Here is a 24,031-nt window from a genome sequence, read left to right as displayed (position 1 = left end):
CCGTGCATATTAGCGATTTGATTTTGCTCTGGGCTGACTCAGGTCAAATATCGGCGTCGCTTTGCGTTAATTGACAATGTTTTGCCGTTATTGGCATTTCCCAGCGGGAAAAGCGCTGTGCCACGATGATGGGAAAGCATATTGACCTGAAATGCGGGTTAAAAAGGGTAACTGCTGTTCGGAGAGGGCTGTTGCCCAGCGGATGTGTCGCGTGGGGGGATTAGCCGGTGCGCACGCGGGCGCACCTTCGCCATAAAGGGAGTCGGTATCGTTTTAACGTGGACGCGATCCCGGTCGGCCGTTGCCTAACATAATCGCCAGTCGGCTGCCACCCGGCGTGGTCTCCATCAATATCTTAGTGACGCTGGTCAGTGGTACTGACAGCAGCATGCCCACCGGCCCCAACAGCCAGCCCCAGAATATCAGCGACAGAAACACCACCAGCGTCGAGAGCCCCAATCCGCGCCCCATCAGCTTTGGCTCCAGCATATTGCCAAACACCATATGAATCGCACTGAACAGCGCGACCACGAACAGCGCATCGTAGACGCCATTTAACACCAGAGCCTGAATAAACGGCGGGATGCCGGCGATGATGGGGCCGATATTGGGCACGAAGTTGAGGATAAACGCCACCACGCCCCAGAACAGCGCGAATTTCACGCCGATCAATTCCAGCACCAGCCATACCGCGAGCCCGGTGATGACGCTAACCAGGGTTTTGAGCGCCAGATAGTGGGTCACGCCTTTGAATGCGCGGTGTAACCCCGCAATGCGGATTTGCGGATTGGTCATCGCGTTGCGCATTTTGTAGGGCAGATGGCGCACTTCGAGCAGCATAAACACCACGGTGAGGATCAGCAGCAGCACGTTGGTCATGGCACCGGAAAACTGTTTCAGCAGCGTGGTGGCCATATCCATCATCACATTCGGGTCGAGCCGAGCGGCTAAGGCTTCCGTGGAGACATTGATATGAAAGCGAGCGGCAAAGTGCTGCACCACGCCGAGTTTTTGTTCCAGCATGCTACGGATTTGCGGATAGGTGTCGCTGAAGTCACTGGCCGAACTGGCCATCACGCCAACCAACAACAGGATGACGATAAATATCACGCTGATCACCGCAGTGATGGCCAGACCACGTGGCACGCCTCGACGCATCAGCAGGGTGACCAGTGGATTCAGCACAATCGCCAGAAAGCTGGCGAGCAGGAAGGGCACCAGAATTTCTGACGCAGCACGGATGCCCGCCAGAATAATCACCAGCATCGCCATTTTGACCAGCATGTTCTGGCCAATTTTTTCCTGGGGCAGGTTGTTCATTTACTCTCCTGAGTCATCAATGGCTCAGGAGAGTGTAGTTGAATGAAAGTAAGTGATTGTTTATTTAGGAATAAGCGAAACGTCAGTGTGTTATTTCCCCTGACGTTGCATTAGCGCTGTGGCGCCCAGCATCAGGGTGAGGCTGGCAAGCAGTGTCACGGTGGCCATCGCCATCCCTTGACCCACGGAACCTTGCTCGAACTGACGCCAGATAAAAATCGCCACGGTTTGCGTCCCGGCGGGTGCCAGCAGCAGCGAGGTCACCAGTTCGCGCGATGCCACGGCAAACACCATCATCATCGCGGCCAGCAGACTCGGTGCGACCAGCGGCAGGACGATCAGGCGCAGCGCCTGTAAGCGTGACGCGCCGTGCACGCGCGCCGCCGGTTCCAGCGTGGGGGCCAGTTGGCGCAGCGCACTGCTGACATAGCGTACCGGCCAAGGCAGCAGCAGGCAGCTGTAGGAAAGCAGCAGAATAAACATTGTGTTGTAAGGGGAAACCGGCCAGAAGCCGCGGTTCCACAGCAGAATCAAGCCGACGCCGACCACCACGCCGGGCATGGCAGCAGGCAGCAGCGCCAGGCCATCCATCATCGCCAGCAGGCGCGTTTTTCCTTCTGACACGCGCCAGGCAATCAGGAAACCGAGCAGCCCAGTAAGCAGTGCTGCGCCCAGCGCCAGCCCAATGCTGGTGGAGAAGGCCGATAACGCATCCCCTTGCTGACTAAATAGCGCGCCGAAGTGGCGCAGCGTCAGGTTATCCAGATGCAGGCCGCCGGAAAGGGTATTCAGTAATCCACTCAGCGTCATTGCGCCCAGCGGCAGTACCACGGCGAGTAAAACGGTGAGGATAAACGGCAGCAACATCAGCGGCAGCCAGCGCCCGCCTTCGGCAAGCTCCTGCACCACCGGTTTGCCGTTAACGGCCGTGACATCGCTGCTGCCGGTCAGTTTACGTTGCAGGAACCAGGCGGTGAGCGCCACCAGGCTCAGCATTAACGAGAGGGATGCCGCGCCCGGTAAATCGATTGGCCAGTCCGCCAGTTTGGTTTCGATACCGACCGTCATCAACGTCAGATGCGCCTGAGTGCCGAGCGCCGCAGGCACGCCGTACTCTTCAATCGCCAGCGTGAATGCCAGCAGCACGCCACCGGCTAACGCTGGCAGCGTCAGCGGCAATGTGATCTGGGCAAAAGCTCGCCAGGCTGATGCGCCGTGCACGCGAGCCACCCAGGCGAGGCGTTGACCGCTCGCCATCAGCGAACGCGACACCGCAAAATAGACCACCGGGAAGATATTCAGCGTCATCACCAGCGTCATACCGGTACTGCTGAACAGCAGGCTATCGAGGTTGATGCCGATGAGTTGCTCAAAATAGCCGTTGCGTTGCAGCGCCAGCGTCCAAGACAGCGCCACGATATAGGGCGGCGTGAGGAAGGGGATCAGGAATAACAGATCCCACATTGCCGCACCCGGCAGGCGGAAGAGGCCGCGCAGCGCGCCGAGCGGTAAGCCCAGCAGCAAACTGCACAGCGCCACGCCGCCGCCGATTTTCAGCGTGCCCAGCCACATCGGAACCAGCTGGGGATCTTCAAACAGCGCCGGTAACGCGCTGAACGCCCCACTCCAGTTCCCCTCGCCAAGCTGTGGAAACAGTGCCTGTAGCACGATAAACAGCAGCGGCAGTGCCACCAGCAGCGCCAGCGCCAGTAGAATCAATCCATTCAGGGCACGCGACATCATTTACTGCCCGAACAGGGCGCCAAAGCGCTTCAGCACCGCCGAGCGCTCGCTGCTGCCATCGCTATTGGCGGGCAGCAATTTGATCTCGGTGAACAGCGGACGCTGCGCTTTGATATCGGTACGTGCAGGCATCAACCAGGCCTTCGCGACCTGCTCCTGGCCTTCATCCGACAGCACATAATCGACGAACTTCTTCGCATCATCGGCATGTTGGCTGCTTTTCAGAATCATCATCGGACGCGGTGCCACCACGGTGCCATTTTCGGGGAAGATCACTTTGACGCTTTCACCCTGCGCAATGTTGTTATAGGTGACGTAATCCACTGCACCAAACACCGCCGCTTTCGCACCCTGCAATACTGGCGTCACCGCCTGGGCATTCGGGCCGCTCATCACCATGCCGTTGGCTTTTAACTGGTCAAACAGCTGCCAGGCTTTTTCACCCTCGCTGTTTTGCAGGCCAATCAGCAGATCGAGTGAAGCACCAGAGAGTGCCGGATCGGGGGTGGTGACTTTGTCTTTAAACGCGGGTGCAGTCAGATCCTGCCAGGTTTTTGGCTCTGGCGTGCCGCTCTTGGTGTTCCACACGATGCCGAGCGCGGAAATGCCCTGTGCCACGTAGTTGGCCGTTTTGAACTGATCCGGCACTTTAGCGGCATTGGCGCTTTCGTACGGCAACAGCCAGCCACGATGTTGCAGATCTTCAGCGGTATCCCATGAGGCGGAGATCAGCACATCGGCTTGTGGATTAGCTTGTTCGGCTTCCAGACGCGCCATCACTTTGCCGGTGGTGGCCTGGAAGATATTCACTTTAATACCGGTTTGCTTTTCGAATCCGGTGGCCAGACTTTTTGATAGCGAACCCGGACCGGCGGTGTACACCGTCAGTGCCTGGGCATCGTTGATCATCATAGCGGAGGTCAAAATCATCGCGCTGATGGCTCCTGTTTTAACTGACTTGAGAGATGGCATTGCGGTCCCCTGAGAGGTGAGTAACGGAAACAATCTGGCCCTGTGCCAGGTGAATAATGCGGTCGGCGAGCGTGTTGGCTTCCTCGCGGTCATGCGTGACATAAACAGCGGTAATGCCCGCGCTGCGCAGTAAATCCGCCATGGTGTGCACCAGGGTTTCACGCAGGTCGCGGTCAAGATTGGAGAGCGGTTCGTCGAACAACAAAATCGCCGGTTTAGCGACCAAAGCACGGGCGAGGGCGACACGCTGCTGCTGTCCGCCAGAGAGCAACGCGGGTTTGCGATCGCCAAAATCAGCCAGGCCGACCTGCGCCAGCGCCGCATCGGCCTGTTCACGTGCAGCCGCTTTTTTCACACCGCGCATGCGCAACGGGAAAGCGACGTTTTGCGCTACGGTCATATGCGGCCACAGAGCGTAATCCTGGAAAACCATGCCGAGGTTGCGCATTTCCGGCGCATCGCAATGATGTGCAGAGGCAGCGCAGCGATCGCCAATCCACAACTCGCCTGCCGTGGGTTGCAGCAGGCCCGCCAGCAGTTTCAGCAGCGTGCTTTTGCCACAGCCGCTCGGGCCGAGCAGCGCAAGGATTTCGCCTGCGGGAATCGTCAGGGAGAGATCGTGCAGAATCGTCAGATTGTTCACTGACCATCTGAGATTTTTCAGTTCGATAGGCACGGCATGCGTCACTGGCCACCTCCGGCAAAGGAGTGGCACTGTGGCACGCGCGCCTGACAGCAAATCAGGAGCAGCATCAGATTGTGTATCCTCTTTGGGATTTGATGGGCGCGAGTGTAAGTGGGCGATATGACGAAATGATGACCACAAATTAGGGCGATCACCGGATGCAGTACGCAGGAAAAGGCGTATAGTTAGCCTTCTATACAAATATTTAGTCACCCACGAGCGCAATCACTCATGCCTGACCAGCCTGCCGCGGCCCCTGAACACGGCCGACTTCGCCTGAATCTTCTGATTCTCTCCATTGTGAAGTTCAACTTCGCCAGCTATCTCACGATTGGCCTGCCGTTGGCGGTGCTGCCGGGCTTTGTCCATGACGGATTGGGCTACAGCGCCTTTTGGGCGGGATTGGTGATCAGCCTGCAGTACATCGCCACGCTGTTGAGCCGTCCGCATGCGGGGCGCTATGCTGATATGTGGGGGCCGAAGAAGGTCGTGGTGCTGGGGCTAGTGGGTTGTCTGATTAGCGGCATCTGTATCCTGCTTTCGGCACTAACGGAAGGGCAGGGCGTCCTCAGCCTGATTTTGCTGTGTCTGGGGCGCGTGATATTGGGCGTAGGGCAAAGCTTCTCTGGCACCGGCACCTCGCTGTGGGGCGTGGCACGCGTTGGGTCACTGCACATTGGCCGAGTGATTTCCTGGAACGGTATTGTCACCTACGGCGCGATGGCGATCGGCGCGCCGCTCGGTGTGGTGATTTTCCGCAGCGGCGGTTTACTGCTGCTTTCGGGCATTATTATCGCCATCTGCGTGCTGGCGATTGCGCTGGCGCTGCCGCGTGCGCCAGTGAAAGGCAGCAAAGCCAAACCGCTACCGTTCCGCGATGTGCTGGGAAAAATCTACGGCTTCGGCCTGATTCTGGCGATGGGATCGGCAGGTTTTGGCGTGATCGCTACCTTTATCACCCTGTTCTATCAGGATAAGGGCTGGGATGGTGCCGCCTTTGCCTTAACGATGTTCAGCGCCGCCTTTGTCGGTACGCGTCTGCTGTTCCCCAATGCGATTAATAAGCTCGGTGGCCTGCGCGTCGCCAGCATCTGTTTTGCCGTCGAAGCGGTCGGACTGTTTCTGGTGGCGGGATCGTTCGATCCGTGGATGGCGAAAATGGGGGCGTTTCTGACCGGTGCAGGTTTCTCGCTGGTGTTCCCGGCGATTGGTGTGGTGGCGGTGAAAGTGGTGCCCCAGCAGAACCAGGGCAGCGCGCTGGCGACCTACACGGCGTTTATGGATTTGTCGCTAGGTATCACCGGACCGATTGCGGGCTTTATCATGAGCTACGCCGGGGTGTCGCTGGTCTATCTGCTCACCGCGCTGCTGGTGTGCCTGGCGCTGTTCTGCACGCTACGCATGATGAAGCGGCAGCCCTCGGAGGCCAGCATTGAAATCAAAGAAAATGCGTAGTGGGGTTCGATGACGAGGATGGAAAAAAGGGCCTCCGACCGAGGCCTAACACTAACAAAGTGTGTCTTGTTATGGACACAGATAAGGGTAGGGGAAACGGCGGCACACGCCCTCGGCCGCCGTTATAAATCAGGCTTGCAGCAACTCAATACTCTGGCGAATTTCGCGCTCAATCTCTTTCGCGCCCCACTTCTCCAGCTCCGAGGAGAATGGCTCAAAGGCGTAAATGCCTTTATAGCCCAGCATCTCCAGACGCTTCACTTGCGCCACGCTGTTCAGCACATCGCGGTCGCTCAGCATAATGCGCTCTTCATCCGTCAGTGCCGCCGTTGGGCGGGTATCTTCCACGCCTGAGAGATGCACTAAGCCAATCTGGTTCACCTCAATCTCCTGCGGGAACTCCTGCTCGGCGTTCTCGTAAAGGTGATGATGGAAGGTATCCAGCAGCAATTTAAACGGCACGCCCGCCTGCTTAATCAGCTTTTGCGTCTGCACCGCAGAGCGCAGTGAACTCACCGGGAAGCCCAGCGGCTCAACCAGCCCCTGAATACCGTATTCAGCGAAGCGTGGTGCCAGGATCTGCAGCGCCTCCAGCGTTTTCTCTGGTGCGATGGCAATACCCTCGTTCAATGGGCACATCACCAGCGCTTTGGCTCCAATGGCTTTCGCTTCTTGCAACATCGCTTCGGCTTTGCTCAACAGCGCGTCATCAGGGCGGTTAAACGGATAGAGCGCGTTAATGGTCTCGATCTCGATGTGATACTTATCCGCCAGCGATCGCAGCTGCGATGCGCTCAGACCATCGGTGACCTTGCCGCCCGGCATATCGTTACGCAGTTCCACTTTGCTCAAACCCAGTCGCTGAACTAACTGGAAAAAGGCTTCAAGTGAGAGCGCGGGCGCAATTTTACGGTTGATACAGAAACGGGTTGGATCGATGGCCATGTGTGGCTCCTGTAATAGGATACGGTTCAGATGCTGCAAAGAAAACATTTATTTCATTGTTAGTGAATTATGAAATATCAGATATTGGATCTTCCTCGCAAAAATTTCATATTTCGTTTCGCGTAACATCATGCTGGCGTGATCTCAGTGGAAATTGTGTGGTCACAGAGGGTTATGATTACGTCTCGGCAAGAGAGGCAGGGCGCCGATCGAGCGAGGTTTGCGGCCTTGCTGCAGGGAAGGCGGTAAAAATGCGATCCATGCCGCTAAAAGGAAATTTTCCAAAAAGAAGTATTTGAAAAATTTATTTCATTGTAATAGCTTCATAGCACGCTTTTCGTATTGCCTGGTCAGGTGGCGTTGCAGTGATAACCGACTGCCTGCAGGGAACTTCACATCAAAGAGGCAACGACATGACTATCGTAGGAAACTTTATCGGCGGCAAGATTACCCACAGCGCCAGCAATGAAACCATCCCGGTATACGATCCAGCCACCGGCAAAGTCGCGCGTGAACTGACGCAGAGCACCGCTGCTGAAGTGGAAAAAGCGATCGAAATCGCCCATGCCGCGTTCCCTGAATGGTCGAAAACAGCGCCGCTGCGTCGTGCCCGTGTGATGTTCAACTTCAAAGCACTGATGGAAAAACACCGTGACGAACTGGCTGCGCTGATCGTGTCTGAGCATGGCAAAGTGTGGTCGGATGCGTTGGGTGAGCTGACGCGCGGTATTGAAGTGATCGAGTTTGCCTGCGGAATCCCGCATCTGATCAAAGGTGAAAACTCACCAAGCGTCGGTACCGGCGTGGATAGCTACTCGCTGATGCAGCCGGTTGGCGTGGTCGCGGGTATTACGCCCTTCAACTTCCCGGCGATGGTGCCACTGTGGATGTTCCCAATCGCCCTGGCGTGCGGTAACACCTTTATCCTGAAGCCACCGGCGCTGGATCCATCAGCCTCTGTGCGTATGGCTGAACTGCTGAAAGAAGCGGGACTGCCGGATGGCGTATTCAACGTGGTGCACTCCTCTAACGAAGATGCTGAGCAGCTGTACAAAGATCCGCGTATTGCCGCAGTGAGCTTCGTCGGTTCTTCCGGCGTGGCCGAGCACATCTATAAAACCGCCAGCGCCCACGGCAAACGTGTGCAGGCGTTTGGTGCGGCGAAAAACCACGCCATCGTAATGCCTGATGCCGATCTGGATGCCACCGTGAATGCCATCATGGGCGGCGCGTTTGGTTCTGCCGGTGAGCGTTGCATGGCGCTGCCTGTGGTTGTTGCAGTGGGCAATGATACTGCTGACAAACTGATTGCGCGTCTGACGCCGCTGATCAAAGCGCTGCGCATCGGCCCCGGTATCCAAAAAGGTGCTGAAGAGAACGAAATGGGCCCGGTGGTTTCTGCCGCGCATCAGAAGAAAGTGCTGGGCTACATCGACAAAGGTGAAGCCGAGGGCGCAAAACTGGTGGTAGATGGTCGTGGTGTAAAAGTCGCAGGCCATGAAGAGGGTTATTACGTGGGCGGCACCCTGTTTGATAACGTGACCCCGGACATGGTGATCTGGCGTGAAGAGATCTTCGGACCGGTATTGAGCATCATGCGTTCTACTGATTTTGACAGTGCACTGAAGCTGGTGAACAGCCATGAATTCGGTAACGGCAGCGCCATCTTCACCAGCAACGGCCACACCGCGCGTGAGTTCGTGCAGAACGTGGAAGCGGGCATGGTGGGTGTTAACGTGCCGGTGCCAGTGCCAATGGCGTTCCACAGCTTCGGTGGCTGGAAGCGTTCGGTGTTTGGTGCGCTGAACGTGCACGGTCCAGACGGCGTACGTTTCTACACCCGTATGAAAACTGCCACCGTGCGCTGGCCGAGCGGTCAGCAAACTGTTTCAGAGTTCAGCATGCCAACGCTGGGCTAATCTCGCTTAACTTGGGAGATCGATGATGTCTTTGATTTCAAAAGCGCAGCAGCCAGACAGTAATGGTCGTATCCAGCACGTCACGCCAGAAAGTGCGGGCTGGGAGTACGTCGGCTTTGATGCCTACCTGCTGAAGAAGGGCCAGAGCCTGAAGCTCAGCAGCGGCGATAAAGAACTGTGTCTGGTGTTGGTGGCGGGTTTTGCCTCGGTAAAAACCCGCAATGCGGAGTTCCCGAACCTGGGTAAGCGCCTGTCACCGTTCGAGCGTATTCCACCGTACTCGGTGTATGTGCCGCACGATGATGAAGTAGAAGTCTACGCCGATAGCGATCTGGAGCTGGCGGTGTGTAATGCACCGAGCAAAGGCAATCTGCCTGCACGCCTGATTGCACCGGAAGATGTGGGGGTGGAGCAGCGTGGTAAAGGACGCAATCAGCGTCTGGTGCACAACATTCTGCCGGACAATAAAGAAGCCGACAGCCTGCTGGTGGTGGAAGTGTATACCGACGAGGGTGCGACCAGTTCGTACCCCAGCCATAAGCACGACCAGAAAACCAGTCCGGATGAAACCTATCTGGAAGAGACTTACTATCACCGTTTCGATCCAGAGCCAGGCTTCGCGATGCAGCGCGTGTATACCGACGACCGTTCACTTGACGAGTGCATGGCGCCGTATAACCGCGATGTGGTGACCGTCCCGCGTGGCTACCATCCGGTGGCCACCATTGCGGGTTACGACAACTACTATCTGAACGTGATGGCCGGTCCGGTGCGTTTGTGGAAGTTTACCTGGGAGAAAGATCACGCCTGGGTGAACAGCGATAAGTACCCGCGCAGCAAATAAAGTCGCAGGTCGCCATAATGGCGACGCTACCGACTAGCGATACGCTTGTCGTTGGGTGCACAGTGATGTGCACCTGGCAGCACACCGCAAGATATGAATGACAAATGTAAAAAGGGCAGCCAAATGGCTGCCCTTTTTGATGTACAACATCTGGCGAAGTTATTCGCCGGTGCCGGTATTATTGAGCGCTAATGAAACCGCCAGCGTCTGCGCCAGGCAGAGGGAGGCCACCTGCGAACGGAAGCCATCCACCTGCGCTTCGCGCACCACAAAGCACACATCGCTGAAGGCGGCCAGCGGGCTCACCTGGCTGTCGGTAATAGCAATCAGATGTGCGCCGCGCTTGGCACCCAACTCAACCAGCTCAACCGCTTCACGCGCATATGGCGAGTAGCTAATGGCAATCACCACATCTTTGGGATTCACCATGCTCAACTGCTCGGTAAACATGCCGCCGAGGCCGTCGATCAGGAATGCACGACGCTCCAGATGGCGCAGCGCATACACCAGATAGGACGCAACGCTGAAGGAGCGACGCAGGCCAATGATGTAGATATTCTCCGCTTCATCCAGCATCTTGACCGCTTTATTCAACTGGTCCGGATTGACCTGCATCGCTAACTGCTGCAATGCCTGGCTGTTCACCATAGTAAAGACGTTGAGGATTTCTACCGGGCTTTCAGGCGAGCTGGCGCTGTCATCAGTGGCAGTCTGGCGGAACAGACGAGCACGCTCGGTGTAGTTCACGGTTTCTTCCATCAGGTGCTGACGGAAAACCTGTTTCATTTCGTTGAAACCGCTGAAACCAAAGGCGTTGGCAAAGCGGATCAGCGTGGAGGGCGGCACATCGGCCTGTTGCGCGATGGAAGCCACGGTATCGAATGCAATGCTGTTGCTGTTATCAAGGATATAACGAGCCACCTGCTTCAGGCGTTTACTCAGCGTCTCATAGCGACGACGGATATCGTCCTGTAACAAGGTTAATTGGGTTGGATTGTTGGTCATGACTTCGGCCCGTCAAAAAATGAAAATATGGCTGGATAATGAGCGCTATAGTACCAGATGGATGGAAAATTTCATTTGTTTGACGCTATCGTGACGCTTATTTCATCGGTTTATGAAATGCCTCACAAAAAGAAGTGATTAGCGGCAGTGATGATGCCCATAAAAAAAGCGGCCCTTGCGAGCCGCTTTTGCACTGCTTTAACGCCAATCAGCCACGCGCCGCGCGCCAGTAACCAATCAGTCGCAGATAGTTACCTTTCACCGTTTCAATCAGCGCTTTATCATCCAGTTCACCGTTGAGCCATTGGCGTGACGGTTGGCCGAAGATGGTGCGTCCGACGGCAAAGCCTTTAACCCACGGCGCTTGCGCTGCAGCAGCGAAACCGGCTTTCAGCGTCTCTTCCGGTGCATCGAGGCCGAGCAGCAGAATGCCGCGGCAGTGGGGATCGTTCTGTTCGATCAACCCGCTGATGGCCTGCCAGCTCTCCGCCGACAGCGGTGGCAGTTTCCACCAGTCCGGCTGAATGCCCAGGCTATAGAAGTGGCTCAGCATGTCGTAATAGTACGATTCATTACGGTCCGGATTGCTCTCCGGCAGAATCAGTTCCAGCAGCAGTTCATGCCCACTCTTGTTGCAGCCGTTCCAGACGTCGAGTACCAGTTCATCCTGCTCTTTACGCAGGTCGGCGCTGTCATGCGGATGGTAGAACACCAGGCATTTCACCACGTGTTCTGCCGGCCAGTCGATCAGCTGCGAACCGATGTTACCGTGCTCCAGACGCAGGGGACGCGAGCTTGGCAGTTCGATAGGTCGGCCAATCCACCAGTTTTTGCCGGTAATCGCGTTCAGCGCTTTCTGGCCGTAGGTGGTATCCGCCAGAATCCCACTCTTCTCATTTAAGCCTGCTTCGTTGGCCGCTTCCTGCGCCGCCTGCAACAGCAGCAGTTTCAACTGTGGGATCTTATCTTCACTGACGCCTGCTTCACGGGCCATATCGGCCAGCTGTTTGCGATGGTCAAAGGCGAACACATTGAGTTCTGGCCACTGCTGTTTACGCGTGGTGACGCGGTGCAGATGGTTGAGACGCGCATCCAGATCCGGGCGTTTTACGTCTTTGTCGCGACCGAGGAAATCGTCCAGCTCTTCTTTGGTTGGCATCGCTGGCGCGCAACCATGGCGTGAGACCACCAGCGCACCACAGGCGTTGGCGTAGCGGCAAGCCTGTTCCCAGCTTTCATCATTCAGCCAGCCGCGCAGCAGGCCAGACATAAAGGCATCGCCTGCACCCAGCACGTTCAGGACTTCAACGCGAACGCCGGTTTGCAATTTTGTCTGCTCCCAGCTGTCCGGGATATCACCTTCAAACACCACGCACCCCAGCGGTCCACGTTTACAGACCAGCGTGGCTTTACTTGCCTGGCGCACATTTTTCAGTGCTGTCAGCGTATCCGTACTGCCGCCGGCAATGTGGAACTCTTCTTCCGTTCCTACCACCAAATCGAAATAGTGCAGCACTTCCTGCAATTGTTTCGTGACTTCACCGGATTCAACGAAACGCGTTTCGCCATCGCCCAGTGACGTCAGCCCCCACAGCACCGGACGATAATCGATATCCAGTGCGGTGCGCAGACCATTTCGCTTGGCGATATCCAACGCTTTCAGGACTGCCGCGCGGGTTTGCGGATGTGAAAGATGCGTACCGGTGACCGCGACAGCGCGAGAAGAGGTGATGAATTCCTCTTTAATGTCATCCGGCACCAGGCCCATATCGGCACAATTGTCGCGGTAGAAGATCAGTGGGAAGGTATCTTCATCTTTAATACCGAGGATCACCAGGCCGGTCAGGCGGTTTTTATCGGTGATCAGCCCATCGGTGTTGCAACCTACGCGCTGCAATTCTTCTCGCAGAAAGCGGCCGTTATGTTCATCCCCTACGCGCGCCAGCATGGCCGATTTCAAGCCCTGAATGGCTGTTCCATAGGCCACGTTACCGGAAGAACCGCCCAGATATTTATTAAAGCTGGTCATATCTTCCAGACGTGATCCGATTTGCTGACCGTAGAGGTCGACGGCGATGCGTCCGATACAAATCACATCAAGCCGCTTCTGTTGTGTACTCATACCTGTGGTTTCCTTCTGTGATAAGCAGACACTGGGGCGAAAACGCCCAACATCAAGCGCTATGCTTCCGGGTTCTCAAGGTGCCTGATTGGCTATGGTGGTAGTATGAGGAATAAAAATTCCAAATACAATATGAAATGAAACGTCCATCGCGATTTTGTGACCGAGGTAAAACTCTGCACGATGCGCTATCACGGCATGCTGTTTAGCATCGGTTTCACTGATGCTATGGCTTGTGAGCCAGGTCGCAGGAAAATGGCTGTGAATAAAGGAAGCTACTGAAGTGAAATGAAATTTCGCTATCTTGTTAAAATGCTATTTTGTCATTTCACTTTTACCCCTGCAACGGCCTTCGCTGGCAACGTTTCATCGCTGAATTTGATCTCCATCGCAAAATGAAATGTTTCTTCTGTAATTACGTTTAATGAAAAAAATATTTGTTTATAATCGCCACACGTTTCACTTATCCGCGGGTGCCGTCACGGCAGCGAAAACCCGAACCGCGTTGTACCTCACGTCAGGTACCAGCATGTAAAGGAAGAAGCATATGGGCACAATCAGACTTACCACGGCACAGGCGCTGGTGAAATTTCTTGATAACCAGTATCTGAACGTTGACGGCGTTGAAACCAAATTTGTGAAAGGCATTTTTGCCATTTTTGGCCACGGTAACGTGCTGGGACTGGGGCAAGCGCTGGAGCAGGACAGCGGCGATCTGGTGGTGCATCAGGGTCGTAATGAACAGGGGATGGCGCATGCGGCGATTGGTTTCGCCAAGCAGTCGCTGCGTCGTCAGATTATTGCCTGTACCTCTTCAGTGGGACCGGGCGCGGCGAACATGATCACCGCAGCTGCCACGGCGACCGCGAACCGCATTCCTTTACTGCTGCTGCCGGGCGATGTGTTCGCCACGCGTCAGCCTGACCCGGTGCTGCAGCAGATTGAGCAGAGCCACGATCTCAGCATCAGTACCAACGATGCCTTCCGCGCGGTGAGCAAATACTGGGACCGCGTCAGCCGTCCTGAACAGCTGATGACCGCCTGCATCAACGCCCTGCGTGTACTGACCGATCCGGCAGAAACCGGTGCCGTGACTATCGCGCTGCCGCAAGACGTGCAGGGTGAGGCCTGGGACTTCCCGGAATATTTCTTCCAGAAACGTGTGCACCGTCTGGATCGCCGTCTGCCGACAGCTGCTCAGTTGGAAGATGCTCTGTCGCTGATTGCGCGTAAACACAAGCCGCTGATTATCGTGGGTGGCGGTCTGAAATATTCCGATGCCGGTGCCGCGCTGCTGAAATTCGCGGAACGCTTTAACATTCCGTTTGCGGAAACACAGGCCGGTAAAGGCACCATTGTTTCTGATCATCCGCTGAATGTGGGTGGCGTCGGCGAAACGGGCTGTCTTGCTGCTAACCTGTTGGCGAAAGAAGCCGACCTGGTGATTGGGATCGGCACGCGCTACACCGATTTCACCACCGCTTCGAAATGGATTTTCCAGAATCCTGAAGTGAGCTACCTCAACATCAACGTCAGCAATTTCGACAGCTACAAGCTCGATGCAGTGCAGCTGTTAGCGGATGCGCGTGAAGGGTTGACCGCACTGGAAAGCGGACTGAAAGGCTTTGAGAACCACTGGGGCGGTCAGGTTGAGCAGGCACAAAGCAAGCTACTGAAAGAGACGCAGCGTGTGTATGCCGCCACTTATAACACCGACGATTTTATTCCCGAAATCGCCGATCACATTGACCGTGAAGCGCTGTTTACTGAGTTTGAGCGCCTGACGCAGTCAGTGCTGACGCAGAGCAGCGTGCTGGGCACCTTAAACGAGCAGCTCCCAAAGGATGCAGTGATTGTCGCGGCAGCGGGCAGTCTGCCGGGCGACCTGCAACGCATGTGGCGCACCAAAGATTACAACTCGTACCACGTTGAATACGGCTATTCCTGTATGGGCTACGAAGTCAATGCCGCGTTGGGCGTGAAGCTGGCCCAGCCGCAGCGTGAAGTCTATGTGATGGTGGGTGATGGCTCGTTCATGATGTTGCACTCCGAGCTGGTCACCTCGATTCAGGAAGGCGCGAAAATCAACGTGGTGCTGCTGGATAACATGACCAACGGCTGTATTAACAACCTACAGATGGAACACGGCATGGACAGCTTCACCACCGAGTTCCGTTTCCGCAACCCGGAAGGCGGCAAGCTGGATGGTGGCTTTATTCCGGTCGATTTCGCGGCGATTGCGGGCGGTTACGGTTGCAAAACCTATCGCATTACCACGCTGGAACAGTTGGAAGCTGCACTGATTGACGCGCAGAAACAGACCGTTTCAGTGCTGTTCGACATCAAAGTGCTGCCAAAAACCATGATTCACAAATATTTCAGCTGGTGGCACGTTGGTGTGGCTCAGACTTCAACGTCTGAACGCACGCAGGAAGTGGCCGACAAACTTAACGTGCATATCGAACAAGCACGTAAGTACTAACACCCTTTTTAGGCCGGCGTTCGCCGGCCTTGTTTAACCCTATGTCCCCCAAATAATTCGAGAGTCAGGAAGGCGGCCAACGAGAGCAGCCAACGCACCTGCATCTTGAAATATGAAGGGCATACTTATCCGACTCTACAGGTGTAATTATGACGCTCAAACTCGGTGTAATTGGTACCGGTGCAATTGGTCAGGATCACATTCGTCGCTGCAACAATGTGTTGCAGGGCGCGAAAGTGGTGGCGGTTTCAGATATCAACGTGGAAGGGGCCCGCGCGGCGCTGCAGCGTCTGAATATCGAAGCTGAGGTGTATCAGGATGGTCATCAGGTGATTAACTCGCCGGAGGTGGATGCCATTCTGGTGACATCATGGGATCCGACCCACGAAGAATTCACCCTTGCCGCCATTGCTGCTGGCAAGCCCGTGTTCTGCGAGAAGCCGCTGGCGATGAGCGCCGAAGGCTGCCGTCGCATCGTTGATGCCGAAATCAAACACGGTAAACGCCTGGTGCAGGTGGGCTTTATGCGTCCGTACGATTCAGGCTATCGCGCGTTGAAGAAAGTGATCACTGACGGTGAAATTGGCGAGCCGCTGATGCTGCACTGTGCGCATCGCAACCAGAGCGTGGGGGAAAATTACACCACCGATATGGCAATCACCAACACCCTGATTCACGAGCTGGACGTGCTGCGCTGGTTGACCGAAGACGATTATAAATCGGTGCAGGTGGTGTTCCCGCGTTCCTCCTCGAAGAGCCATGCCAAATTGAAAGATCCGCAAATCGTGCTGTTCGAAACCCAGAAGGGCATTCGTATTGATGTCGAGATCTTCGTGAACTGCGCATACGGCTACGACATTCAGTGTGAAGTGGTGGGCGAAGAGGGCATTGCCAAACTGCCTGAGCCTTCATCTATTCAGATGCGTAAAAACGCGCGTCTCGGCAATGCGCTGCTCACTGACTGGAAAGACCGTTTTATCGAGGCTTACGACGTTGAGCTGCAAGCTTTCATCAATGACGCCACAGCGGGCAAGTTGACCGGGCCTTCCGCCTGGGATGGTTTTGCTGCCTCCGTTGCGGCGGATGCCTGCCATAAAGCCCAGAACAGCGGCGCTATCGAGCCGGTGACCATGCCAGCGCGTCCAGACTTTTACGCCAAATAACTGAGCCTGTGCGCTAACACTTCTCTCTCAGAATCAGGGAATTGAAATGAACAAAGACAATGTAAAACTGGCGATTGCGCCAATCGGCTGGACCAACGATGACATGCCAGAACTGGGCAGCGAAAACACCTTCCAGCAGACCGTCAGTGAAATGGCGCTGGCAGGCTTTACCGGCAGTGAAGTCGGCAGTAAATATCCGAAAGATCCGGCAGTGCTGAAGCCGATGCTGGAAATTCGTGGTATTCAGATCTGCAATGCCTGGTTCAGCACCTTCTTCGCCAACGGCGACAAGGCGAAAACCATCGACGAGTTCACCCAGCACATGAACTTCCTGCACGCCATGGGCGCGCGCGTGATTGGTTGCTCTGAGCAGAGTAAAAGCATTCAGGGCACCACGCTGGCAGTGCTGGAGCAGAAGCCGATCTTCACCGATGAAGAGTGGCGTCTGACAGCGGAAGGCTACAACGAGTTGGCTGAGATCGCGGCGAAGAAGGGCATGCGCGTAACGCTGCACCATCACATGGGGACCGGCATTCAGACCCCAGCGGAAATCGATCGCTTTATGGAATCGACCAATCAGAATGTCGGCCTGCTGTATGACACTGGCCACATCTACTACTCCGAAGGCTCACAGCAGGCGATGCTGGATGTGCTGACCAAATATCTGCCACGTATTTTCCACGTGCACCTGAAAGATGTGCGTGACAGCGTGGTGGCTGAAGTGCGTGAAAAATCACTGTCGTTCCTCGATGGCGTGAAGAAAGGCACCTTCACCGTGCCGGGCGACGGCGTGATTGATTTCAAACCGGTGTTCAAAATCCTCGACGATTACGGCTACAAAGGCTGGATGGTGGTGGAAGCGGAGCAGGATCCGGCGCTGGCCAATCCGTTCGAATATGCGGTGAAAGCGCGTAAATATATTCGCGAGAATACCGGCTTATAAGTTCAATGATGCGCGATTTATCGCGCTCTTTTGACCATCAGACACAATAAAAAAGGCCGTTATCCCTTGCAGGATAACGGCCTTTCTATTTGGCCTGGATTATGAAGCCAGCGACAGCGCCGGTTTCTGACCGTTGACCGCCAGCCACTCACGAATGCGTGCCTGCTCGGCTTCTGTCAGCCACATACCTTGTTTGGTACGACGCCAGATTGCATCATCCAGTTCGCGCACCCATTCATTTTTCACCAGGTAGCGCAATTCAGCTTCATAAAACTCGTGACCGAAGTTCTCGCCCAGATCCGCCAGACTGCTTGCGCCTGCCAGCAGTTCTTCGGTGCGGCTACCGTAGGTACGGGCAAAGTGGCGCGCCATGCCTTCGCTGATAAACGGATAACGACGACGTAAGCCTGCGGCGTAATCTTCACGGGTGCCAGAGAAATCACCGCCTGGCAGTACTGCTGATTTAGTCCAGGCTGGGCCGGCGTTGGGATAGTACTTCGCCAGTTTCTCCAGTGCGTGCTCTGCCAGCTTACGATAGGTGGTGAGCTTACCGCCGAACACCGACAGCAGCGGCGCCTGGCCATTGTCGTCATGCACATCCAGCGTGTAATCACGGGTGATGGCCTGCGGTGAATCCGATTCGTCATCACACAGCGGACGCACACCAGAATAAGTCCAGACGATGTCATCTTTGCTCAGCTGCTGTTTGAAGTGTCCGTTAAACACTTTCAGCAGATAGCTGATTTCGTTGTCATCGATCTTCACGTCTTTCGGGTCGCCTTTGTACTCCACATCCGTCGTACCGATGATAGAGAACTCGTCCATCCACGGAATCACAAACACGATACGGTTATCTTCGTTCTGCAGGATATAAGCCTGCTTTTCACGGTGTACGCGCGGCACCACAATGTGGCTGCCTTTGATCAGGCGAATGCCATAAGGTGATTTCAGTTTCAGACCATCGTCGAACAGTTGCTTCACCCATGGACCAGCGGCGTTGACCAGGCCTTTAGCGCGCCAGGTGAAAATTTTGCCGGTATCGATATCTTCCGCTTCCACCATCCAGAGACCGCCTTCGCGCCATGCACGGTTAACGCGGGTGCGGGTACGCACTTCGCCGCCCTGTTTCACCACTTCCTGCGCGTTGAGCACGACCATGCGCGCATCATCCACCCAGCAGTCAGAATATTCGAATCCGCGCGTGATCTCAGGCTTAAGGGCCGATTCCGCGCCAAAACGCAGGCCTTTACTGCCCGGTAAGGTGGTGCGTTTACCCAGACGGTCGTACATAAACAGGCCAAGGCGAATCATCCACGCCGGACGCAGATGCGGGCGATGTGGCAAGCGGAAGCGCATTGGGAAGGCAATGTGCGGTGCCATTTTCAGCAGCACTTCACGTTCAGCCAGCGCTTCGCCCACCAGACGGAATTCGTAATGTTCCAGGTAGCGCAGGCCACCGTGGATTAATTTAGAGCTGTTGGAGGAGGTTGCACAGGCCAAATCCCGCGCCTCCAGCATCAGCACTGACAGTCCGCGTCCTGCAGCGTCCACTGCAATGCCGGCTCCGTTAATGCCGCCGCCGATCACGATCAGGTCTTTGGTTTCCACGTCATCTCCTCCGATGTTCGGAATAGTTCTAAAATGTTCGTTTTCGAGCGTAATAATAATCGGAAACCAACATTGATGCCAGCGCTTAACTCAATAAAAACATTTTTGCGTGATATAGCTAACATTCCTGCAGGAAAAAAAATCCATAGCCATAACTTTTGTCAGGTTATCGCGACGGATTCTCAGGTTAAACTAGGCGCTAATTGTGACGACCTTATGAGAGACACCATGGAAAACTTCGAATGTATTTCGGTTCAGCAGGCTAACGAGCACCTGGCACAAGGCGCGCAACTGGTGGACATTCGCGACCCACAAAGCTATGCCATGGGCCACGCGACAGGCTCGTTACATCTGTCGAACGACAATCTGGCGGACTTTATCGCGCAGGCGAATCATGAGCTGCCGGTGCTGGTGATGTGCTATCACGGCAACAGCAGCAAAGGTGCAGCACAGTTCCTGTTAGGGCAGGGATTCAATGCCGCGTATAGCATCGATGGCGGTTTTGACGCCTGGCGCGCCGTGTTCCCCTCGCAGGTAGATACTGGTAGCGTCTGAGACGATCACACAAAGGAAGGAGAACCTGCACGATGCGCATCACTCAGTTCAACAACCCACGTATGGCGCAGGCGTTTGTGGATTACATGGCAACGCGCGGCGTCGCGCTGCGAATTGAGCGCGAAAGCCACTATGTCATTATGCTGGACGATGAAGGCAGGCTGGAGATGGTTGAAAACGAACTTGCCCAGTTCGTACGCGACCCTAATCATCCGCGCTATCAGGCCGCCAGCTGGCATACAGGCAGTACCGAAAGTGGCTTGCGCTATGAACGCAGCAACATCTGGGCGAATATTCGTGAACGCGCAGGCCCGCTCACCATGACGATCATGATCGCCTGCGTGGCGGTGTTCATCATGATGCAGATTGTCGGTGATGATGTGGCGCTGGATTGGCTGGCGTGGCCTGCTGACTCCTCACAGTATTTCCAGGTGTGGCGCTGGTTTAGCCATGCGTTGTTGCACTTCTCACTGCTGCACATCCTGTTCAATCTGATGTGGTGGTGGTATCTCGGTGGCGCAGTGGAAAAGCGTATTGGCAGCGGTAAGCTGTTTGTGATTATGCTCATTTCCGCGCTGTTGAGCGGCTGGATGCAGGCCAAATTCAGCGGTGTGCTGTTCGGCGGACTATCGGGCGTGGTGTATGCGCTGATGGGTTATTGCTGGCTGCGTGGCGAGCGCGATCCCGAAAGTGGCATTTATCTGGAGCGTGGTCTGATGGGCTTCGCTATTGTATGGCTGATTATTGGCTGGTACGGCGCTTTTGGGCTGTCGATTGCTAACGCTGCACATGTCACCGGCTTGCTGGTCGGCCTGGCCATGGCGTTTGTCGATACGCGCAATGTGGCTCGTCGGTAGCAGGTATAAAAAGAAAACGGCTCTGAGCCGAGGAGAGAGATGTGAAGCAGACGCAACGTCATGACGCCATTATCGATTTGGTGCGACGCCAGGGATATGTCAGTACGGAAGAGCTGGTGGATCACTTTGAGGTGAGCCCGCAAACCATTCGGCGTGACCTGAACGATCTGGCCGATCAGAATAAAATCCAGCGCCATCACGGCGGCGCGGCGCTGCCTTCCAGCTCTGAAAACACCGCATGGCAGGACCGCAAAATGATGTGGTCAGCGGAAAAAGCGCGCATCGCCGAGCGTGTGGCGAGCCAGATTCCGGATGGTGCCACGCTGTTTATCGATATCGGCACCACGCCTGAAGCGGTGGCGCATGCGTTGCTGAATCACAACAATCTGCGCGTGGTGACCAACAACCTCAATGTGGCGATTTTGCTGATGGCGAAGCCGGATTTCCGCGTCATCATCGCTGGCGGCGAAGTGCGTACACGGGATGGCGGCATCATGGGTGAAGCGACGCTGGATTTCATCTCCCAGTTTCGCCTCGATTACGGCATTCTCGGCATCAGCGGCATCGATATGGATGGCTCACTGCTGGAGTTCGATTACCACGAAGTCCGCACCAAACGCGCGATAATCGAAAACTCACGCTGCGTGATGTTGGTGGTGGACCATTCGAAATTTGGCCGTAATGCGATGGTGAACCTGGGGAATATGAGCCTGATAGACTATATGTATACCGATCAGACGCCGCCCGCCAGCGTGCTGAAGGTGATTGAGCAACACGAAGTCCATCTCGAACTCTGCTAATCCATCCTGTCGGGGCGGTTGCTATGCCGCCCGCAGAATGGCATCAGGTTGCGCGCCACGCGTAAATCCACTTTTTTTCCCTCCATCCGCATTTCCCTGTCGCTTTTTTCTTCGCCCCCGGCTTTACTTATCTTTTCTGGTTATGCGCTCGCCCGTCTTTACCGTTAACGGACTCGAAGGGATTGATATGTCGCAGCAAAAATTTAATAAAACACGTTTCGACGCCGCACTTACCCGCCAATGGCAGCACCTTGGACTCACCTCCGCCCAGCAAATGACACCGCATCAGTGGTGGCAGGCATTAAGCCGTGTGCTGACCGAGATGCTCGCCACGCAGCCGCCCGCCACACCGCGCGCAGGCCAACGCCATGTGAACTATCTGTCGATGGAGTTTCTTATCGGCCGCCTGACCGGCAACAACTTGCTGAATCTGGGTTGGTACGACGAGGTGAAGGAAGCGCTGGCAGCGCATCAGGTAGAACTCAGTGAGTTGCTGGAGGAAGAGGTGGATCCGGCGCTTGGCAACGGTGGATTGGGGCGCCTGGCCGCGTGTTACATGGACTCGATGGCCACTGTCGGGCAGGCCGCGATGGGACATGGCCTTAATTATCAGTACGGTTTGTTCCGCCAGACCTTTGACGATGGCCAGCAAAAAGAGGCGCCGGACGACTGGCAGCGCAACAGTTATCCGTGGTTTCGCCATAACGCCGCGCAGGATGTGCAGGTTGGCATCGGCGGCAAAGTGAAGAAAAACAGCGATGGCTCGCTACAGTGGCGACCTAAATTTCATCTTAAAGGTGAAGCCTGGGATTTGCCGGTGGTCGGCTACCGCAATGGCGTGACACTGCCGTTACGTTTGTGGCAAGCCACCAGCGTGCACCCGTTCGATCTCACCCTGTTCAATGATGGCAAGTTCCTGCAGGCCGAACAGCCCGGCATTGATGCTGACAAACTCACCAAGGTGCTGTATCCCAACGATAATCACGCCGAAGGTAAACGCCTGCGCCTGATGCAGCAATATTTCCAGTGTGCCTGTGCGGTGGGCGATATTCTGCGCCGCCACCATCTTGCCGGGCGCTCGATTCACACCTTGCCCGATTTTGAAGTCATCCAGCTCAACGACACGCATCCCACCATCGCCATCCCGGAGATGCTGCGTATCCTGCTGGATGAGCATCAGTTGAGTTGGGATGAAGCCTGGCATATCACCAGCCGCGTTTTCGCCTATACCAATCACACGCTGATGCCGGAAGCGCTGGAGCGTTGGGATGAGTCGCTGGTGCGCGATCTGCTGCCGCGCCATATGCTAATCATCCGCGAAATTAACCAGCGTCTGAAAAAAATCGTCAAGAAGCGGTGGCCCGGCGATAGCGCGACATGGCAAAAGCTGGCGGTGGTGGCCGACGGGCAGGTGCGTATGGCCAACCTGTGTGTGGTGAGCTGTTTCGCCGTGAATGGCGTGGCTGCGCTGCACTCTGAGCTGGTGGTGAAGGATCTGTTCCCGGAATACCACCTTCTGTGGCCAAACAAATTCCATAATGTGACCAACGGCATCACGCCGCGCCGCTGGTTGAAGCAGTGCAATCCGCTGCTGTCGAACCTGATTGACGAAACGTTGCAGGTGGAGTGGGCCAACGATCTGGATGCGCTGGAGTGGCTGGCGCCCTATGCGCGTAAAAAAGCTTTCCGTCAGCAGTTCCGCACCATCAAGCAGCAGAACAAGCTGCGCCTGACCGTATACATCAAACGCGTGACCGGCATTGATGTAAATCCCGATGCACTGTTCGATGTGCAGATTAAGCGGCTACACGAATACAAACGCCAGCACCTCAGCCTGCTGCATATGCTGCACTGCTATCGTCAGCTGCGGGACAATCCTGATAACCCCGACTTTGTGCCGCGCGTATTCCTGTTCGGTGCCAAGGCCGCGCCGGGCTACTACCTTGCAAAGAACATCATCTACGCCATTAACAAAGTGGCCGAGGTGATCAATAACGACCCGAAAGTCGGCGATCGGTTAAAAGTCGTGTTTATCCCTGACTATCGCATTACCGCCGCCGAGTTGATGATTCCGGCAGCCGATCTCTCGGAGCAAATCTCGACTGCCGGTTATGAAGCGTCCGGCACCGGCAATATGAAGCTGGCGCTGAACGGTGCGCTGACCATCGGCACGCTGGATGGCGCGAACGTCGAAATCGCCGAAGCGGTGGGCGAGAAGAACATCTTTATCTTCGGCAATACCGTGGATGAGGTTAAGGCGCTCAAAGCCAACGGTTACAGCCCGAAAAAACTGCGCAAGCAAAATAAGTATCTGGATGGATTGTTGAAAGATCTGGAGAAGGGCAAGTTCAGCGAAGGTGATAAGCAGGCATTCGATATGCTGCTCACCAGCCTGACCAAAGGTGGCGATCCCTGGCTGGTGCTGGCCGATTTCAACGCTTATCTCGACGCGCAGCAACAGGTTGAAGCCTTGTGGAAGAACCCGGAAGCCTGGACTAAAGCGGCGATTCTCAACACCGCGCGCACCGGGCGATTCAGTTCCGATCGTTCGATTCGCGATTACCAGCAGCGTATCTGGCAGGCCGCACGCTGATTTCCAGCTCGCTATTGATG

General features: G+C 55.6%; 18 protein-coding genes. 10 read left to right on the top strand and 8 right to left on the bottom strand.

Annotated elements, in window-relative coordinates; translation table 11 throughout:
* Positions 1-273: 273 nt before the first annotated feature.
* The 4 genes from H7A81_RS04210 to H7A81_RS04195 form a co-directional block, all read right to left on the bottom strand.
* Entirely contained in the window at positions 274-1,320 is a 1,047-nt protein-coding gene (locus H7A81_RS04210; protein ID WP_182056824.1) for an AI-2E family transporter, read from the bottom strand.
* 90 nt (positions 1,321-1,410) lie between these two features.
* Positions 1,411-3,063, bottom strand: a complete 1,653-nt coding sequence (locus H7A81_RS04205; RefSeq protein WP_182056822.1) for an iron ABC transporter permease — start codon at positions 3,061-3,063, stop codon at positions 1,411-1,413.
* A complete protein-coding gene (locus H7A81_RS04200; protein WP_182056821.1) occupies positions 3,064-4,035 on the bottom strand; it encodes an ABC transporter substrate-binding protein in 972 nt (323 codons plus the stop codon). It lies immediately after the preceding gene.
* Entirely contained in the window at positions 4,013-4,723 is a 711-nt protein-coding gene (locus H7A81_RS04195) for an ABC transporter ATP-binding protein (protein ID WP_182056819.1), read from the bottom strand. The genes H7A81_RS04200 and H7A81_RS04195 overlap by 23 nt, the downstream gene beginning before the upstream one ends.
* Before the next feature lie 228 nt (positions 4,724-4,951).
* On the opposite strand from H7A81_RS04195, the gene H7A81_RS04190 reads away from it, so the two are divergent.
* Positions 4,952-6,175 (top strand): MFS transporter, encoded by a 1,224-nt coding sequence (locus H7A81_RS04190; RefSeq protein WP_182056817.1) that lies wholly within the window; start codon positions 4,952-4,954, stop codon positions 6,173-6,175.
* 129 nt (positions 6,176-6,304) lie between these two features.
* On the opposite strand, the gene H7A81_RS04185 is transcribed toward H7A81_RS04190, so the two are convergent.
* Positions 6,305-7,120, bottom strand: coding sequence for a TIM barrel protein (locus tag H7A81_RS04185; RefSeq protein WP_058960626.1), 816 nt, complete (start codon positions 7,118-7,120; stop codon positions 6,305-6,307).
* A gap of 413 nt (positions 7,121-7,533) precedes the next feature.
* On the opposite strand from H7A81_RS04185, the gene H7A81_RS04180 reads away from it, so the two are divergent.
* Both H7A81_RS04180 and iolB read left to right on the top strand, forming a co-directional pair.
* Positions 7,534-9,039 carry a CoA-acylating methylmalonate-semialdehyde dehydrogenase gene (locus tag H7A81_RS04180; RefSeq protein ID WP_038644250.1) on the top strand — a complete coding sequence of 502 codons (1,506 nt, stop codon included), beginning with the start codon at positions 7,534-7,536 and terminating at the stop codon, positions 9,037-9,039.
* A 25-nt stretch (positions 9,040-9,064) separates the two neighbouring features.
* Positions 9,065-9,883, top strand: a complete 819-nt coding sequence (gene iolB, locus H7A81_RS04175) for a 5-deoxy-glucuronate isomerase (RefSeq protein ID WP_038644251.1) — start codon at positions 9,065-9,067, stop codon at positions 9,881-9,883.
* A gap of 159 nt (positions 9,884-10,042) precedes the next feature.
* Here iolB and H7A81_RS04170 read toward each other — a convergent pair whose 3' ends face one another.
* Together H7A81_RS04170 and iolC are read right to left on the bottom strand one after the other, a co-directional pair.
* On the bottom strand, positions 10,043-10,888 hold the full coding sequence (locus H7A81_RS04170) for a MurR/RpiR family transcriptional regulator (protein ID WP_034819711.1): 846 nt from the start codon (positions 10,886-10,888) through the stop codon (positions 10,043-10,045).
* Between the two features lie 208 nt (positions 10,889-11,096).
* Positions 11,097-13,010 (bottom strand): 5-dehydro-2-deoxygluconokinase, encoded by a 1,914-nt coding sequence (gene iolC, locus H7A81_RS04165; RefSeq protein ID WP_182056815.1) that lies wholly within the window; start codon positions 13,008-13,010, stop codon positions 11,097-11,099.
* Positions 13,011-13,557: 547 nt separating this feature from the next.
* On the opposite strand from iolC, the gene iolD reads away from it, so the two are divergent.
* The 3 genes from iolD to iolE all read left to right on the top strand — a co-directional run bounded on the left by iolD (position 13,558) and on the right by iolE (position 17,598).
* Entirely contained in the window at positions 13,558-15,492 is a 1,935-nt protein-coding gene (iolD, locus tag H7A81_RS04160) for a 3D-(3,5/4)-trihydroxycyclohexane-1,2-dione acylhydrolase (decyclizing) (RefSeq protein WP_034819705.1), read from the top strand.
* A gap of 149 nt (positions 15,493-15,641) precedes the next feature.
* The gene (locus H7A81_RS04155) at positions 15,642-16,655 is read left to right on the top strand and encodes a Gfo/Idh/MocA family protein (RefSeq protein ID WP_182056813.1); all 1,014 of its coding nucleotides are present in this window, start codon (positions 15,642-15,644) and stop codon (positions 16,653-16,655) included.
* A 46-nt stretch (positions 16,656-16,701) separates the two neighbouring features.
* The gene (gene iolE / locus H7A81_RS04150; RefSeq protein WP_034819699.1) at positions 16,702-17,598 is read left to right on the top strand and encodes a myo-inosose-2 dehydratase; all 897 of its coding nucleotides are present in this window, start codon (positions 16,702-16,704) and stop codon (positions 17,596-17,598) included.
* Between the two features lie 99 nt (positions 17,599-17,697).
* Here the strand turns inward: iolE and glpD are convergent, their stop codons facing one another.
* Positions 17,698-19,206, bottom strand: a complete 1,509-nt coding sequence (gene glpD, locus H7A81_RS04145; protein ID WP_034819696.1) for a glycerol-3-phosphate dehydrogenase — start codon at positions 19,204-19,206, stop codon at positions 17,698-17,700.
* A gap of 228 nt (positions 19,207-19,434) precedes the next feature.
* Here glpD and glpE point away from each other — a divergent pair, with 228 nt between their 5' ends.
* The 4 genes from glpE to malP all read left to right on the top strand — a co-directional run bounded on the left by glpE (position 19,435) and on the right by malP (position 24,011).
* Positions 19,435-19,761: a thiosulfate sulfurtransferase GlpE gene (glpE, locus tag H7A81_RS04140; protein WP_034819693.1), complete on the top strand. Its 327-nt coding sequence runs from the start codon at positions 19,435-19,437 to the stop codon at positions 19,759-19,761.
* A gap of 32 nt (positions 19,762-19,793) precedes the next feature.
* On the top strand, positions 19,794-20,618 hold the full coding sequence (gene glpG / locus H7A81_RS04135; protein ID WP_182056811.1) for a rhomboid family intramembrane serine protease GlpG: 825 nt from the start codon (positions 19,794-19,796) through the stop codon (positions 20,616-20,618).
* A gap of 41 nt (positions 20,619-20,659) precedes the next feature.
* Complete coding sequence (locus H7A81_RS04130) at positions 20,660-21,418, top strand: DeoR/GlpR family transcriptional regulator (RefSeq protein ID WP_034819687.1); 759 nt, start codon at positions 20,660-20,662, stop codon at positions 21,416-21,418.
* 187 nt (positions 21,419-21,605) lie between these two features.
* Positions 21,606-24,011 (top strand): maltodextrin phosphorylase, encoded by a 2,406-nt coding sequence (gene malP, locus H7A81_RS04125; protein ID WP_182056809.1) that lies wholly within the window; start codon positions 21,606-21,608, stop codon positions 24,009-24,011.
* Positions 24,012-24,031 lie beyond the last annotated feature (20 nt).

Source organism: Pantoea sp. ME81 (genome assembly GCF_903970985.1).
GTDB lineage: Bacteria > Pseudomonadota > Gammaproteobacteria > Enterobacterales > Enterobacteriaceae > Pantoea > Pantoea communis.
Note: the sequence above shows the minus strand (reverse complement) of the source record. Positions and strands in the feature narration are given on the sequence as shown.